Genomic DNA, 15748 nt, shown 5'->3' with positions numbered 1-15748 from the left:
TACGCCACATATAGAATCTACATTTAACGCATTTCACACTACGCTAAAACAACACGCCAAATTTTAGCTCTCCTTTAATGCCATAATTACCAGCAATATCTACTAAACTTGCAAAATTATACTGCATATAGATTCTGTCTTTCACATTATGTGCAGCATTTAGATTTAGCTCAAATGCAGTCGTATCATCTCTTAAAGCATAGCTAATAGAGCCAGTAGCATTACTCAAACTAAGATTTATAGAATCTATCGTGTGAAATAGCCCCTGACGCGCCAAAATCTGCGCGCTATAATACATATTACTTTTCCCTATCACATACTCTAGTCCCACACCTATTTCACTTGCAAAGTCGCTATAGCCTTGCATTTTATACATACTGCCGCGCACAGCACCCACATTTTGCGCACTCACACTCATCATCGCCACAGGCTTTATACTTTGATAAAAGCCCTTAATAGCGCTAAGATTAAACGCGTATTTATAATACAGATTCCATAAAAGCCCAAAATTTGTGCTATTTGCTAAGTCGCTAGTTACAGAATCTAGGCTCTTAGTGCTTAAAGTTTTTTTTGAAAATATCGCGCTCATATTTAAATTACTTGCAATCTCATGATTATTGATAGGCGCGTGGGTATAAAGGGCAAAATTTGCAATATGACTAGAATCTTGCAAGGCATTCAAAGTCGCATTAGAGCTGCCATATCCTGCCATAACGCCTACTAGCGTGTCTTTTATAAGTCTATCATAGCCCACATTCATACTATAAAAGCCCATAGAACTTTTACCGCCAAAATATCCGGCAGACACGCTTCCCCACGCATTATTCAAGGCATCATTTAAGATTAGCGGGCGATATTTGCTTTGCTTTGTGATTTTTGCATTTTTAGATTCTATAAAATCCTGCGCTATAGAATCTGCTTTATAATTTTGCAAATTAGATTCTATAGAATCTTTTAAAGGGTTTGGAGTTTGCGCGTCTGTGGCGACCTTTATATTTTTAGAATCTAGTATGTTTAACGCAAGGGCAGATTCCATATTTTGCATTTTATGTGCGAAGCGCACGCTGCTTACACGCGAATTTATCGAAGTATTATTGCTAAAAAGTATATTTGTGTTAATTTTACGCAAATCATTCTTTGAAAGGGCGTTTAGATTAGATTCTATGTTACTTAAATACACATTTAGCTTGTCATAATCATCAGTGCTAACCGCGTTATCTAAAATAGAATCGTTTGGATTATGCTCGATTAAAATGCGTGCAATGTCGCTATATGCGGGATTTATCCGCTTATTAACCTCAATAAAAGTTTTTGGATTAGATTCTAAAAATTTTATAAAAATGCTGTTATTTTCAACCTTGCTAACCATAAAAAAACTTTTAGACGCGTCAGCAAAGGTAAAGTTTATTTTTTTATCGATGCGATTATCATTTAAATTTCCAGCACTCAAAAGTGTGTAAAATTTACCCATTTCTACATTTGAATTTGTTTCATTTAGCACAGATTTATCAAAAGTTACATTAATTTTTGCACTAGATTCTAAGTTTAGATTCTGCGAAATATTTAGCGCATGGTAGCGATTTTCCGCAGCGTTATTTCCGTTATTTCCGCCTAAAATGCCCACATCGTTTAAATTTAGATCCTGTAAAATATTTGCATTTGCGTTTAGAATCTTAGAATTTTTTCCCACATTCAAACTATTAAAATACAAAGCAGAGTTAGAATCTGTGCTAATTTGTTGCGTTTGGTAACTAAACTCATTGAATCTAGCAGTAGAATTATTACTTAAAGTAACATTTTGAATATTTGTCGTATCGGCGTTAAAACTAAGATTTGAGCCATTATCTAAAGTTATACTTTTTGTAGTTTTAGAATCTGCATTATAATTTAAAGTAGAGTTATTTTTTAAATTAATTTCATTTATGATGATATTTTTAGAATCTAGATTCAGTAATGAATTATTTAAATTTAAGCTATTAGATTCTAAACGCGCATTATTTTGCAAAGAAAGCACAGAATCTTTAGAATCTTGCAAGCTTAAATCCTTAATCTTAACATTTGCATTATCGCTTAATTTCATATTTAAGCTAGAATTTTTAAGGCTTAAAGTTTCATTTATAATAATATTAGAATCTTTATTCATTATAAAATTCGCAAGTTTTACATTATTAAATTCTAGCTTTTTACTCTCTATTTTCGCACCATTTGTCGCTATGATATAGCTAGATTCCATATCACTCGCATTTATAGAATCTGCCACATTAACGCTCGTCCCAGCATCATACACAACAATGCTATTTTTTTCGCCGCTAAGATTTAGAAGATTTGCGCTAATTGCACCGCCATTATATGCCAAAATGTTACTATTTAACACATTTGCACTCACTTTCGCATTTGAAAATGCGGTAATATCGTAACCTTTTGACAAACTAGCCCCGCTTTGATTCAAACTAGATTCTATAGAATCTAAATTCACATTTGCATTTTCAAAAATTAGTCTTTTTGTAATATTTAGATTTGAATTATTCAAATTTAGCTTATTATTTAGCGAATTTATATCTTTAATATGTAAGTTTGCAATTTCACCAGTTGAGTTACTAAAAGTAACGCTATTATTAGAATCTAATGTCAAATATTCCGCTTGCAATGTTGCATTATTACTAAGATTCAAAGTGGCATTAAAATGAGAAATACTAGATTCTATAACGCCACCAAGCGCGTTAATCACGCCATTGTAGCTAATGCTATTATTGATTAAAGCCGCGTTAGAAAGAGTGCCAGATTCTAATTTTTGATAATATCCAAAGCCATTTGAGTGGATATTTGCGCCATCTTTATTATCGATAAAATGCCGCACATTGTTACCAAAAGTAACTTTTGAGTTAGAATCTAGTGTAATATCTGCACTTAAAATCGCGTTGCGACCGACATTTAAATTCGAATTTTGCAAGATAATGCCAGAGCCAAAATTAAACTCGCGCGTATCGTAATCATTTTGATTTAGACTGCTAGGCTTACTTAAATCAATATCGCTAGATAGCGGATTTCCCGCGTTTTTATGCGCTTGAATGATGGCATTTCTATCAGCCTCATTACTCACAATTGCGTGCGTTGTGGCATGCCCTTGAAGCGTGATATTTGCGTTATTTCCTTGCAGTTTGCCACTTGTATTAATATTCCCATCAAAAATCAAATTCGCAAAAATCAAGTTTGCTCCAGAATCTTTGTTACCATTATACACAATGTCAATATTTGTAGCGTTACTATTCGTTACATTCCCTTGTGAATCTCGCGTAGGAAGATTCCCAATACTTGCATGGATTAGCGTATCAGTCTTATTTTGAGTTTTGTTACCATTTGTATCATATCCAAAGCCCTCAATTTCTAGGTTACTTTTCGTAACGCTTGAATTTAAAATCACAGCATTAGAATCATTTGCTGCAATCGTATTTAGCCTTAATGAATTCCCCTTTAAATCAAGACTCCCACCACCACTGCCAAAATAGATTCCCATATTTTTATTAGAATCTTGCGTTAATATGTAACTATTCGTAACATTAGAATCTTTTATCGCTCCTAACGCCTCCGCCTTACCACTCACAAGCTCCACGCCCCCACGCCCACTAACGATATAAATCCCCTCATACAATTTCACATTAGAATCTAAAATCACACTCCCCTGCCCTACTTTTAAAAAGCCTAGATTCTGCCCAGCCAAAGGCGTATAATTGCTCTTTACCACCAAAGTCCCCTCGCCAACTTTGTGTAAAATATCCCCACTTTCATTACGAAGCGACCACTCAAGTGTTACATTTTTACCCACATCAAGCCCAGCACCTTTAAAATAAAAACTCTGCCCAGCGACACTAGAAAACTTATAAGTCACGCTATTTGCAGAATCCGCAAAAATAAATCCACCGCTTTGCCCGCTAATATTTCGCAATATATTTGAAGTGACCAAAACCTCGCCACCACCGCTAAAAACTATATCTTTATTGCCTTGAAAACCAATGAAATTAGCCCCAGATTCTAAGCCTTGATTATTCGCATTCCACGCCTTTAAGGCTAGATTCACACCTTGCTCAAAATTTGCCTTATAATCATTAAAATCACTCTTTGCCACAAAGGCATAGCGCGAGGGAATACTGCCAGTATAAGGCAGGCGCGATAGCACGCCAAGCAGCACCCACTCCTTAGCCGCATTATCATACGCATAAATGCCGCTGCCGCTATCACCGCTACTTGAGGCATTGCGAAACTCGCCATCTGGCACATACAAAAAATCAATGCCGCTAGTGGTGCACCAGTCGCAAAGCTGCGTTTTATTATAGTTTGTCAAACTCTCATCAAGCACGCCAATGCCGCCGCCTCGCCGCTCCCCACTGCCCTCTAGCTGCAGACTGCCTGTGGCATTTCCATTTTTATCATATAGGCTAAGCGCCCCAGAGCCGCTAATGTAGAGATGAATCTTGCCCTCAGTGTTTTCATAATTTTTAAGCAATTTGTCAAAAGCTTGAAGATTTAGTTTTTGTGCCGCAGTATCGCTAAAATCTAGCGTATTTTGGAAAGCAGAATCTGCCAAATTCGCCTCCCCTTCGACAATGTATTTATCCATTCGCAAAAATTTATTATCCGCGCCATAGGGGTTTGACATACCGCCCTCACGCGTAATATTATAAGTGCTAAGCCCCCAAGTGCGCCACTGCTCTATGCTATCAAAGTTATTCACATGATTTGCACTCGCCACAAAGCCGCGCCCAATGTGCGTAAGAGAGCCAAAATTACTCGCCGCGCTAAAATCCACAAAGGGCGTGTTTGGCAGATTTAGGCTACTCTCTTTGCCAGCTATTGCGATATTTTGGCTATCAATGCTAAAACTGCCCTTATTTTGCCCAAAGTCCAAAAAATCTCTATAATTAAAATTATCAATGACTATCCGCTGGGCGTGCAGCTCCATAGCCATACTGCAAAGCACGCAAAGGCTTAGAATATATGTGCGTAGTATTTGAATGTTCTTTTTATTAGCGCGCATACTCTCTCCGGCTATAATCTTAGAGCATTGTAGTGCAAAAAGCTAAAATAAAAATAATTGAAAGATTTGAATATATGGAGTTTCATAGAGGGGTAGAGGGCGCACCCCAAAGGAGTGCAAAGGATTAAAGCTTGCTAGCGTGTTTGCTTAGATATTCTGCCACACCTTTGGCATTAGCTTTCATACCCTCATCGCCCTTATGCCAGCCTGCTGGGCATACTTCGCCATGCTCTTCAACAAATAGCATCATATCCACAGTGCGAATCATCTCATCTACATTGCGCCCAAGGGGGAGGTCATTAATCACAGCGTGGCGAATAACCTTATTTTTATCAATCAAAAAGCTCCCGCGAAGTGCTACAGCGCCATTAAATAGCACATCATAATCGCGTGAAATTTGCTTTGTGATATCAGACACCATAGGGAATGTAACCGCGCCGATACCGCCCTCATTCACAGGGACATTTCTCCATGCAAAATGCACTTCTTTAGAATCTATTGACACGCCTATAACTTTCACGCCGCGTTCTTCAAAGTCTTTTACACGCTTATCAAATGCAATAATCTCACTTGGACATACAAAAGTAAAATCCTTGGGCCAAAAGAATACTACTGCGCCATTTTTGCCTATGTTGTTATAGAGGTTAAAATTATCCTCAAAAGTCCCATCTGGCTTAACTGCCTCCGCTGTGAAATCTGGTGCTGGTTTTGTAACTAACATGCTAAACTCCTTAATAAAAAATATTGATAACAAATTATTATCATAAACAATTCTAATCCACGCAAGTAACTTAATAGTAAATTTAAGCCTATATGAAGCATAAAGGCGAGCATGAAAGCATAAAAATCATTTAAGATACAATAAGAGCAATACCGCGCCAGATTCTAAAACTAGATTTTCCAAAGGCTCATTTGAGGACGCATAAAGCTGCCATTTGCCCCCTTGCAGCACGCCTATAATTTTCACATTTTGAGAATCGCTATTCACACATTGGGCTTGCAGCTCCTGCTGCTTTGCTTTCACAGATTTGCCTATATCAGATTCTATAATGGGCATTTTGCTCATATTAAGCTGGTCATTGATAGCAAAAATACTATTGCGATTCCATAATAACTTCTCAAGCAAGCGGCTTGAGGCGTCCTGCTCTGGGCGGATAACCAAATCCACGCCCAAACGCGCTAAAATAATGCCATGCGCGCGATTAACAGCCTTTGCAATGATGAATTTATTTTTTAATTCCTGCAATGCAATGATACTGAGAATGCTAGATTCTATATCCTCGCCAATGCTTACAATCACTACATCAAGTTCTTTCACTCCCGCTTCAAGCAATGCGGCTTTATTCGTCGCATCAAGGACATAAATTTCATCACTTAAATCCTTAAACTCTTTAATATTTTCCGCATCATTATCGCATACAATCACACTTTCATTACTGCGCAAAAGCCCTTTAGCAAGGTATTGCCCAAACTTTCCAAGTCCAATTACAGCATAAGTCTTTTTCATTGCTCACTCCTTAGAATTTATAGAATCTAGCCCAACGCTAAATAGTCACATTTTCCTCTTGTAGCGCAATATGGCTCTGCTTGCGCTTGCCTACACAAATAAGCCAAAATGCCAAAATCCCAACCTTACCCATAATCATAAGCGCAATAATGCACAGCTGGGAGAAAAAGTTAAAATTCGCACTCAAACTTAGTGTGCCGCCATTGCCTGTGGATACGCCAACGGTGGCAAATGCCGAGCATACTTCAAACATTATAAGCATAAAGCGCGTATCCTCTTGAAAAATGGCTATACAAAAGCTTGTAATCACAATGCTAAATAGCGCAATAATCGCCACAACAATAGCCTTTTTAATGCTAGATTCTGAAATGGCGCGCTTAAATAACGCAGGCTTTGCATCATTAAAAAGCGCGATACAAAAGGCAAGAAGCACAGCAAGTGTAGTGACCTTAATCCCTCCAGCACTCCCGCCGGGCGCACCTCCTACGAGCATAAGAAGCGAAGAAAAGAATAAAGTAGAATCCTTTAAGCCCGATAAATCGATGGTATTAAAGCCAGAAGTGCGGTAATTAACCGATATAAAAAAGCTTGAGAGTGCCTTATCAAAAAATGTAAAGCTCCCCAAAGTTTTAGCGTTATTATATTCTAAGAGCAGCACAAAGCAAAAGCCAATGAGTAAAAGTCCTATAGTATAAGTCGCTACAATCCTTGTATGCAGGCTTAGGCGGATTTTTACCATATCGCATTTATGGATACATGCTCGCACAAAATTACTAAAATATGAATGCGTAAAGGCATGCAATTCTACCAGCACGATATAGCCCAAACTCCCACAAATAACAAGCGAGCAAATGACAAAATTTACAACCAAACTTTGGCGATAATCCATAAGATTGGTGCTAAAAATAGAGAATCCAGCATTGTTAAGTGCTGATATAGCGTGGAAAATACCAGCAAATGCGGCTTTGCCCACATCAAAATCCTTGCAATAATAAAAATAAATAAAAAGCACCAAAGCCCCCACACCCTCTAAAATCAGCACAAAAACTAGAATTTTTTTAAGAAAATGTGTCATACCATCAACACTTGGGTGATTAAGCGCGCCTTTTATCATATTAAGCTCCATATGCGAGAGCCGCCTGCGTAAAAGCACATACACAATGCCTAGCAAACTCATATAACCAAAACCACCAAACCAAATAAGCACTATTATCACGCTTTGCCCAAGTATGGTGAAATCAACCGCAGTATCTTTGATGATAAGCCCCGTGCAAGTAAAAGCCGACGCACTTGTAAAGAGTGCCTCTAGGAAAGTTATAGGAGTGGTGTGCATACCCGGCAGCAGCAAAATACACGCGCCAACGATAATGATACACACATAACCCAAAACAAGAATTTGCATACTCTTTAAATGCATAGCCTCTCCTTAACTCTACTTTTAAAAAGCAGGAATCTAAGGTTTAAAATTGTGAGCATTGTAGTGCTTAATAGTTAATGTTAATTTCTAGGCTTTATCCTTGCCTATATCGTGCTTGTGTAGCCATTGTTTAATTTTAGTAAAGCACTCTTCAAATACATTTTTATAAGGCTGGCTCTCTACACCAAAACTCTCTTGGAGTTTCTCAACCAATGCCTTTTGCTCTGCATTTAATTTAGGAGGATAGGTGATTTTAATTTGAGCCACAAACTTCCCTCTATATGAGCTATTTACATCTTTTATGCCCTCATTGTCAAATACAAATTGCTCCTTATCCCTTGTATTTGGCGGGATTCTAAGCTCTAATTCTCCGCGTAAAGAGGGGATTTTAAGCGTAGTGCCAAGCACGATTGAGGTAAAAAATACAGGCACTTCAATATACACATTTTCCCCATCGCGCACAAAGTTTGTATCCTCTGCCACGCTTATAGCAATATACAAATCGCCCCTTTTGCCATCTTTATCAGCATTTCCTCTGCCGCTTATGCGGATTTTATGCCCATCATCAATACCTTCAGGGATATTTACTTCAAAATCCTCCTCACTCATCTCAAAGCCGCTACCCTTGCATTTAGCGCATTTTTCATTTGCTTTTTGCCCCGCTCCTTTGCAAGTTGGGCAAGTTTGCGCAAAGGTCATAAAGCCCTGTCGCATATATACCTGTCCCTTACCTCCGCAATCACTGCAGGTAGTGAGTTTGCCATCTTTTGCGCCTGTGCCTTTGCAATCACTGCAGGCGATTTTAAAGCTATTATGAATTTGCTTTTTGCAGCCAAAAACGGCTTCTTTAAAGCTTAATTCTAAGCCTATAATTTCATCTAAACTATACTTGCCCTGCGCGCTAGCATTTTTATTTGAGAATCCAAAATTTGCACCAAAAGCAGATTCAAAAATGGAGCCTAAATCTCCAAAAATATCGCTAAAATCACGCCCACTAAAGCCGCTAAAGCCAGAGTTTTGTAAGCCCTCCTTGCCATATTTATCATAAATTTGTCGCTTAGCATCATCGCTTAAGACCTCATAAGCCTCATTCACACGCTTAAACTGCTCTTCAGCATGCTTATCATCAGGATTTCTATCGGGGTGATATTTTAATGCCATTTTGCGATAAGCCTTTTTAATCACCTCCTTATCGCTTGTGCGCATGATTTCTAGCACTTCATAATAATCAAAAGTCTCCAAAGGCTACTCCTAGTAGTTATTTTAAGCCAAAAATTGTAGCAAAATTTTATAAGGCAAAGTTAAATTTTTTGCCGCTATGATTTGGGATTCTAACCCCTACAAAGGCATATCTATGAATGAATATAAATTTAGTCTTAAAGCATTTTTTGAGCTTATTTCTGCGCTTGAAAAACTCCCAGCCATTGGCAAAAAAAGTGCGCAAAAAATGGCGTATGCGCTTTGCTTAGAGGATAAATTTTTAGGGCTTAATATCGCCCATGCTATTGAAAATGCCGCACTAAGTGTGCAGCGATGTCAAAAATGCTTTGGTATAAGCGAAAGTGAGATTTGTGAAATCTGCTCCTCCCATACGCGACAAAATGGCGAGTTATGCATTGTAGCAAGCCCAAAAGATATTTTTACCATTGAGGATATAGGGGAGTTTTGCGGGCGATATTTTGTGCTAGATTCTCAAAATGATTTAGAGCAAATTGATTTTAAATTGCTTAACAATCGCATCATTACAGAATCTATTCAAGAGATTATCTTTGCCCTCTCTCCAAGCCTAGCTAATGAAGCCATCATGCTCTATATTGAAGATAAAATCACCTCTCCCCTGCGCTTTAGCAAAATTGCTCAAGGCGTGCCAACAGGTATTGGGCTAGATTCTATCGACCAGCTCTCGCTCTCGCGTGCAATAAGCCTGCGCGTGAAGCTTTAAAATACCTTTAAGGATAGTATTAGTTTTTGATTTGTAGAATCCCGCGTTGTCTTAAAACCAGGGCAAACAACAATATAAAGGATTGAGTATGAAAAAGTTGCTTTTTCTCGTGTTTTTAGGCTTTGTAAGCACTGCATTTGCAGAGGCTCCAGCTGCGTATAAAAAATGTATCGCCTGCCACGGCGCAGATGGCAAAAAGGTCGCTCCGGGCAGCAAAGGTAATGCAAAAATTGCTGGAATGTCAAAAGATGAGCTTTTAAAACAGCTTAAAGGATACAAAGCTAAGACGGCTGATAATGGCGGCGCTAAGGCGATTATGTATGGACAAATGGCAAATGTAAGCGATGCTGATATTGAACTTTTAGCAGATTATATCGCTAAACTTCCCAAATAAAGGCGGGTTTATCCCGCACCCAAATGGCTGAAATCACCCTTAATTCACAAGCCCTCAAACATAATCTTAATATCATATCCTCTCACATTGGCGCAAATATCGAGCTAGGCGCAGTCTTAAAAGATAATGCCTATGGGCATGGCTTAGAGCAAATAGCCCTTTTAGCGCGTGATTATGGTATTAAAAGTGTGTTTGTAAAAAACTACGCCGAAGCCCTGCGCATAAGTCAATATTTCCCTTTAATTACAGCATTTTATGGTATGCCAGAGGGCAAATTCCCCAAAAATATCGCTTTTGTCATTAATGACAAAGCCCATATCGCAGCCTTGCCACGAGGCACAAAAGTAGAGCTTAAAGTCAATGCAGGCATGAATCGCAATGGTATAGAATCTAGCGAGATTTATACATTTATCGAGCTTATTTTACAAAATGGCTTAGAGCTTGTAGGGGTGTTTTGCCATAATGGCTATGGCGATGATGTAGATAGCGCCTTTGAGCAAGGGCAAAAGCGCTTTGCAGAGATTAAACAAGAAGTGAGGGGGCTAAGCCAAAAGTATGGCTTTAAGCTGCCGCGCTTTCACTCGCTTAGCTCTTCTGGTGCAGTGCGCGCGGCGGCAAATAAGGGAGGCATTAGCGATGATTTGGTGCGTATTGGCATTGCGATGTATGGCTATCTTGATGTAAATTTTCAAAATCCTGTAAGCGCAAATCTGCAAAAAGTCGCCGCGCTCTATGCGGATAGAGTGGCCACGCGCATAGCCCAAAAAGGTGCGCGCATAGGATATAGCGGCTGCACGAGCTTAGAGCGTGAAAGCGTTATTAGCACTTATGATATAGGCTATGGCGATGGCTTTTTTCGCGTGAATGAACGACACAAAGTCTATACCAAAGAGGGCTATCAAATCCTGCCGCGCTCATCAATGGATTGCTTTTCATGCCTTTGTGATAAACATAGAATCTGCGTTTTTGATAATGCCACGCCCATTGCCAAAGCCTTTGATACCATTAGTTATGAGGTTTTGACGCGCCTTTCACCTGCCATTAAGCGCACTATTATCTAAGTCATGCAGTCTCCGCGCACACTAGATAGAATCTACCCCTTTACTCATAGCGCAATACAATGCCACTTTAACCCATCTGCGCGCGATTTTGTAGTAAAAGAAATCCCACTTTATGAGCCAAGTGGGGAGGGAGAGCATCTCATACTTTATGTGCGCAAGCGCGGACTAAGCACTTTTGAACTTTTAGCCAAACTCTCCCAAATGCTAGGCTGCAAAGTGCGCGATATAGGCTACGCTGGGCTAAAGGATAAAGCCGCTAGCACTTATCAATACCTTAGCATACATCGCTCTTTAAAACCCGCGCTAGATTCTATATTGCCGCATTTAGCGAGTGAACAAATAAAGATTTTATCTATCACGCCTCATCACAATAAGCTAAAAATAGGACATCTCAAAGGCAATCGCTTTTTTATGCGGCTTAAAAAACTTAAACCCACAGATGTAGTGCGGCTTGAAAGTGCGCTTAAAGTGCTGCAAACTTGGGGCTTTCCAAATTATTTTGGCAATCAACGCTTTGGCAATGATGGGGATAATTTCCAAAGCGGCAAAGCCATTAACGCACAGCAACTTAAACTTAAAAACAAAAAAATGAGCGCCTTTCTCATCTCTAGCTACCAAAGCTATTTGTTTAATCAATGGCTTTATGCGCGCGTGTATCTCTCACAAATTGTGCATAACTTTAGCGCAAATGATGTCCTAGATGCACTTAATCAAAGCCACATTCAAGCCTTGCAAACTCTTAAAGCCCACTATTCGCGCCCACTCATTCAATCCTTGCAGCTTCAAAAGCAGCCCTTTTTGCTATTGCTAGGTGATGTGATGTGCCACTATCCTTTTGGCAAGACTTTCATATGCGATGATGAAAATATAGAATCTACGCGCTTTATAAATAGAGAGGTATCCCCCACAGGCGCGCTCTTTGGCACAAAGCTTATGCCAGCGCAAAAGCTTGCTTTATGTATAGAATCTAGCTTGCAAGATTCTATCCGCGCCATTGGCTCGCGGCGGTATGCGTGGGTATGGGCGGAGGATATAGAGGGCAAATACATCGCGCCAAAGGCTCAATATGAGCTATGCTTTAGCCTGCCAAAAGGCAGCTATGCGACTATTTTTCTTGAATGTTTGCTCAATTTACCAAATGCAGCAGATTCTGCTCTCTCATAGCAGCTGCTACCTCATCATAGCCTTTCAGAATCTGTGCATCACAAATAATCCACTTATTTAAGCCCTCCATACTCATCATCTGCGTAATTTGCGCGTTATCTTTTGCCTCATTTTGAGAGCACATCATCTCTACAAATGCCTTTTTTAAGCCGCTATCAAATGTGCGTAAAGTCGTAAAATTACAATGGCAATATTCAGGGCTAGCATAAAAACTCTCAATATGAGGATAACTGCCCTCTTGCATAATGCGCACCCAAGTGCTTGAGCCAATCGCTCCAGCATCAAGCGCGCCATCGCGGATTCTATCTAGCACATCAAATTCGCTCCTGCCCGTATCGCCATGCTTGCCCACATCGCTATTAAAGCGATAGATTCTCACTGCCTTGCTTTGCGCCTCTAGCGATGTATCTCCCAAAGCAAGCTCTTTGTAAGGAATGGAGAGTTTTTTAAGATAATATAGCGGCATAATGGCTGCTTGTGCAGAATCTAAACTGCCCAAACCAAAGCTTTTGCCCACTAAATCCTGCACTTGCTTAATCTTGCCTTTTTGGGCAACAAACACGCTCTTAAAGCCTACATCTGTATCGCGCATTAAAATCGCCTCTACACCATTATTTGTGGCAAATTGCGAGCGGATAAAAGCTACATTTGTATTCCACGCTATATCAATTTTCCCCTCCATAAGCCACTGCACCTGTCTTTCATAATTACTAAAAAGCACATAATCTAGCGCAATATCTCCAAAATACGCCCTAGCATACTCCCTAATAATATCCCAAATAGGCACAATCTGCGGCGCATACGCCACAGCACCCACAACAATATGTCGCATTTTCACTCCTTATTCATTTGGCAAAAGCGCATTTGCAAGCCAAACTTGCAGCACATCAAGGCTTGGCGCCATTACTTGAGCAGCCAGCGCATCGCGCATATATCGCTCCAAAGGCAGTAATTTACTATACGCCCTGCCCCCGCCTAAACGCATAGCAAGCTCACAAATGCTCATCACTAGATGCGTAGCATTAATCCTGCTAGCAAAAATTTTACAAGGCGCTTGTGCATCTTGCTCATCAAATGCACGCGCAGCCTCCTTGACAAAGGCAATTTGACTTTGAACTTGCGTATAAAGTGTAGCAATATGGCTTCTTACTATGGGCTTATCGGCTAAAGTCGTGCCATCTGTATATTTGCGCGTTTTGCAATGCTGCAAGGCGCATTCATACGCTGCCTGCCCAAGCCCGCTATACACCGCTCCAAGCCCTATGATAAAATACATCGCCACAAGCCCAGCTTGTGCCTCTCCTTGCCCGTCTTCACCTAGCAAATAACGATTTACACTAAGCTTGACATTATGATATTGCGCAGGCTTTGAGACATTCCCTCGCATACCAAGCCCATTCCACACCCCCTCCTCGTGCGTTAAGCCCGCAATATCACTTGGCGTAATCCAATTATTTTTCCCACCCTTAACCATACAAGAATTTGTATAAGTAAGGTAGTAATTTGCCTCCTGTGCGGAGGTTATAAAGCTTTTGCGCCCATTTAAAATTCTATTTTGCCCATCATTAGATTCTGTAATATCAGGTAAATCAAAATGCGTCCCTGAGCCGCTTTCACTATAAGCTAGCCCAAAGGAAATTTCACCCTTTGCAATTTTTGGCAAAAACTCATCTTTTTGCGCCTGTGTGCCAAAAGCCGCTAAACACGCTGTAGCAACATTATGCATCATATAGCAAAGCGCGCTTGAAGTGCAAAAACGCGCAAGATTATAGCACACCTGCGCGTGCTGCAAGGCGTTTCCACCATATCCGCCATATTCTTTAGGCACAAGTAAGCCCATAAAGCCTTGCTTTTTAAGCTCGCTATATGCCTCTTTGGGGAATCGCCCCTCTTTATCCACAGCCTCGCTAAAAGGCGCTACAAATGCCTGTGCAAAAGCTAAAGTGCTTTGCTCTATATGTGCTAAATCTAACATATTTTACTCCTTACATAAAATTTGGTGTATGTGCTTTGCTTAAATCCCAAGCAAGCTCCTCATCAATGCCACACTCCACAAGCCGCTTTACGCGGTTTCTCTCCATTTTTTGCTTTAAAGCTAACACCTCCTCAAAGCCTCGCGCTATACCCTGCGCTCCTCCTGCGCGCAAAATCGATAATGATTCAAGCAGCAGTGAAGATTCTGTATGTACAGAATCTAAAAAATGCTTACGCGCAAATACTACATCTTTAAGCAGTGCAATCTTTGCAGGATTAGCGCTTAGGGCATATTTTACATTGCTCATACCATAGGCTACATGCCTTGCTTCATCGCGCTTAACTAATTGCAGCATATACGCGCTTGCCTCATCGCCTATGCGCCTAAAACTCTCGCTCAAAAAATGCAGTAAATCAATAAAAGTCCCCTCGCCCATAATGTGCAGCAAAAAACTTGAAACAAAATAATCCTTTTGCGCCCATAGGCTATATAGGCTTTGCTGTGTTATGCGTGTAGAATACTGCACGCCAAGCCCTGTAGCATTTGCACGCTTGATAAAAGATTCTATATGTCGGCTTTCATCGCCTATAATGCTTGAAAGCAGCAACGGAATGGGCGTAAAATAAGGTGAAATCTGCCCTAAAAAACGACTAGGAATATATAGGGCTGAAAACTCATTTTCGCTCAAATAAGTCATAATCTGCGCAATAGCAAACTCTACTTCTTGGCTAAAATGCGGTATCTCCTGCCATTTAATATCGCTTGAGGCGTTCCACTGGGATTTTTTCGCTTCTTCATACAAAGATTCTATATTACTGCTTGCAATATCATTATCATAAGTGTATGTAAAATGATACTCTGGGCTTGCGCGCTCAATCTGCACGCCATTAGGAGCTAAACCCTGCGATAATGGCGCGTGATGAGAGGGATTAAAGGCTTGAAACTGCTGGGGTGAGAGTTTGCGCAAAATGTAGATTCTATCCGCCTTGCCATTTGTGCCAAGAGCACGCTTTTCTATGAATTCCTCGCCCTTAAAGCGACACCACATCATTAAATCCCGCTCCAAATTATCATGCTGACTTACAATTTCTATAATGGTATTTTGCTGCGCGAGCAAAAAGGCATTTTCTAGTCGCATAAAAAAGAGCGTGCTAGGGACTAATTCGCCCATAAAAATACAAGCTTTGTGCGAAGTATCAAGTGAAATATTAGACATAGAAACTCTAAAAAATATAGAATCTACAAGCTTTAAAAGA

The 15748-nt window shown here is 40.0% G+C and carries 12 protein-coding genes; 4 read left to right on the top strand and 8 right to left on the bottom strand.

Annotated features, from left to right (window positions below; translation table 11 throughout):
- Positions 1 to 43 precede the first annotated feature (43 nt).
- The 5 genes from LS71_RS07810 to dnaJ form a co-directional block, all read right to left on the bottom strand.
- Positions 44 to 5032: a S6 family peptidase gene (locus tag LS71_RS07810; protein WP_034353295.1), complete on the bottom strand. Its 4989-nt coding sequence runs from the start codon at positions 5030 to 5032 to the stop codon at positions 44 to 46.
- Positions 5033 to 5156: 124 nt separating this feature from the next.
- On the bottom strand, positions 5157 to 5753 hold the full coding sequence (locus LS71_RS07805; protein WP_034353299.1) for a peroxiredoxin: 597 nt from the start codon (positions 5751 to 5753) through the stop codon (positions 5157 to 5159).
- Positions 5754 to 5879: 126 nt separating this feature from the next.
- Positions 5880 to 6539, bottom strand: coding sequence for a potassium channel family protein (locus LS71_RS07800; protein WP_034353302.1), 660 nt, complete (start codon positions 6537 to 6539; stop codon positions 5880 to 5882).
- Positions 6540 to 6576: 37 nt separating this feature from the next.
- The gene (locus tag LS71_RS07795; protein WP_034353307.1) at positions 6577 to 7956 is read right to left on the bottom strand and encodes a potassium transporter TrkG; all 1380 of its coding nucleotides are present in this window, start codon (positions 7954 to 7956) and stop codon (positions 6577 to 6579) included.
- 87 nt (positions 7957 to 8043) lie between these two features.
- Positions 8044 to 9198, bottom strand: a complete 1155-nt coding sequence (dnaJ, locus tag LS71_RS07790) for a molecular chaperone DnaJ (RefSeq protein WP_034353310.1) — start codon at positions 9196 to 9198, stop codon at positions 8044 to 8046.
- 112 nt (positions 9199 to 9310) lie between these two features.
- On the opposite strand from dnaJ, the gene recR reads away from it, so the two are divergent.
- The 4 genes from recR to truD all read left to right on the top strand — a co-directional run bounded on the left by recR (position 9311) and on the right by truD (position 12517).
- On the top strand, positions 9311 to 9898 hold the full coding sequence (recR, locus tag LS71_RS07785; RefSeq protein WP_034353313.1) for a recombination mediator RecR: 588 nt from the start codon (positions 9311 to 9313) through the stop codon (positions 9896 to 9898).
- Between the two features lie 88 nt (positions 9899 to 9986).
- Positions 9987 to 10292 carry a c-type cytochrome gene (locus tag LS71_RS07780; RefSeq protein ID WP_034353316.1) on the top strand — a complete coding sequence of 102 codons (306 nt, stop codon included), beginning with the start codon at positions 9987 to 9989 and terminating at the stop codon, positions 10290 to 10292.
- A 23-nt stretch (positions 10293 to 10315) separates the two neighbouring features.
- A complete protein-coding gene (locus LS71_RS07775) occupies positions 10316 to 11353 on the top strand; it encodes an alanine racemase (protein WP_034353319.1) in 1038 nt (345 codons plus the stop codon).
- 3 nt (positions 11354 to 11356) lie between these two features.
- The gene (truD, locus tag LS71_RS07770) at positions 11357 to 12517 is read left to right on the top strand and encodes a tRNA pseudouridine(13) synthase TruD (protein ID WP_034353322.1); all 1161 of its coding nucleotides are present in this window, start codon (positions 11357 to 11359) and stop codon (positions 12515 to 12517) included.
- Here truD and LS71_RS07765 read toward each other — a convergent pair.
- Genes LS71_RS07765 through LS71_RS07755 form a run of 3 tightly spaced genes read right to left on the bottom strand, consistent with a single transcriptional unit; the run spans position 12480 to position 15708 of the window.
- Positions 12480 to 13349, bottom strand: coding sequence for a phosphate/phosphite/phosphonate ABC transporter substrate-binding protein (locus LS71_RS07765; protein ID WP_034353325.1), 870 nt, complete (start codon positions 13347 to 13349; stop codon positions 12480 to 12482). The two genes, truD and LS71_RS07765, sit on opposite strands and share 38 nt — an antisense overlap.
- A 9-nt stretch (positions 13350 to 13358) precedes the next feature.
- Positions 13359 to 14492, bottom strand: a complete 1134-nt coding sequence (locus LS71_RS07760; protein WP_138109901.1) for an acyl-CoA dehydrogenase family protein — start codon at positions 14490 to 14492, stop codon at positions 13359 to 13361.
- A 10-nt stretch (positions 14493 to 14502) separates the two neighbouring features.
- Entirely contained in the window at positions 14503 to 15708 is a 1206-nt protein-coding gene (locus LS71_RS07755) for a DUF455 family protein (protein ID WP_034353330.1), read from the bottom strand.
- Positions 15709 to 15748 lie beyond the last annotated feature (40 nt).

This window comes from Helicobacter jaachi, assembly GCF_000763135.2.
Lineage (GTDB): Bacteria > Campylobacterota > Campylobacteria > Campylobacterales > Helicobacteraceae > Helicobacter_C > Helicobacter_C jaachi.
The sequence above is the reverse complement of the archived record's forward strand: the minus strand, read 5'-3'. Positions and strand labels throughout refer to the sequence as shown.

What these genes read in the sequence shown, in the direction of transcription:
- LS71_RS07810 (WP_034353295.1), bottom strand. Translation starts at nt 5,032, where the DNA reads ATGCGCGCTAATAAAAAGAACATTCAAATACTACGCACATATATTCTA.
- LS71_RS07805 (WP_034353299.1), bottom strand. Translation starts at nt 5,753, where the DNA reads ATGTTAGTTACAAAACCAGCACCAGATTTCACAGCGGAGGCAGTTAAG.
- LS71_RS07800 (WP_034353302.1), bottom strand. Translation starts at nt 6,539, where the DNA reads ATGAAAAAGACTTATGCTGTAATTGGACTTGGAAAGTTTGGGCAATAC.
- LS71_RS07795 (WP_034353307.1), bottom strand. Translation starts at nt 7,956, where the DNA reads ATGCATTTAAAGAGTATGCAAATTCTTGTTTTGGGTTATGTGTGTATC.
- recR (WP_034353313.1), top strand. Translation starts at nt 9,311, where the DNA reads ATGAATGAATATAAATTTAGTCTTAAAGCATTTTTTGAGCTTATTTCT.
- LS71_RS07780 (WP_034353316.1), top strand. Translation starts at nt 9,987, where the DNA reads ATGAAAAAGTTGCTTTTTCTCGTGTTTTTAGGCTTTGTAAGCACTGCA.
- LS71_RS07775 (WP_034353319.1), top strand. Translation starts at nt 10,316, where the DNA reads ATGGCTGAAATCACCCTTAATTCACAAGCCCTCAAACATAATCTTAAT.
- truD (WP_034353322.1), top strand. Translation starts at nt 11,357, where the DNA reads ATGCAGTCTCCGCGCACACTAGATAGAATCTACCCCTTTACTCATAGC.
- LS71_RS07765 (WP_034353325.1), bottom strand. Translation starts at nt 13,349, where the DNA reads ATGCGACATATTGTTGTGGGTGCTGTGGCGTATGCGCCGCAGATTGTG.
- LS71_RS07760 (WP_138109901.1), bottom strand. Translation starts at nt 14,492, where the DNA reads ATGTTAGATTTAGCACATATAGAGCAAAGCACTTTAGCTTTTGCACAG.
- LS71_RS07755 (WP_034353330.1), bottom strand. Translation starts at nt 15,708, where the DNA reads ATGTCTAATATTTCACTTGATACTTCGCACAAAGCTTGTATTTTTATG.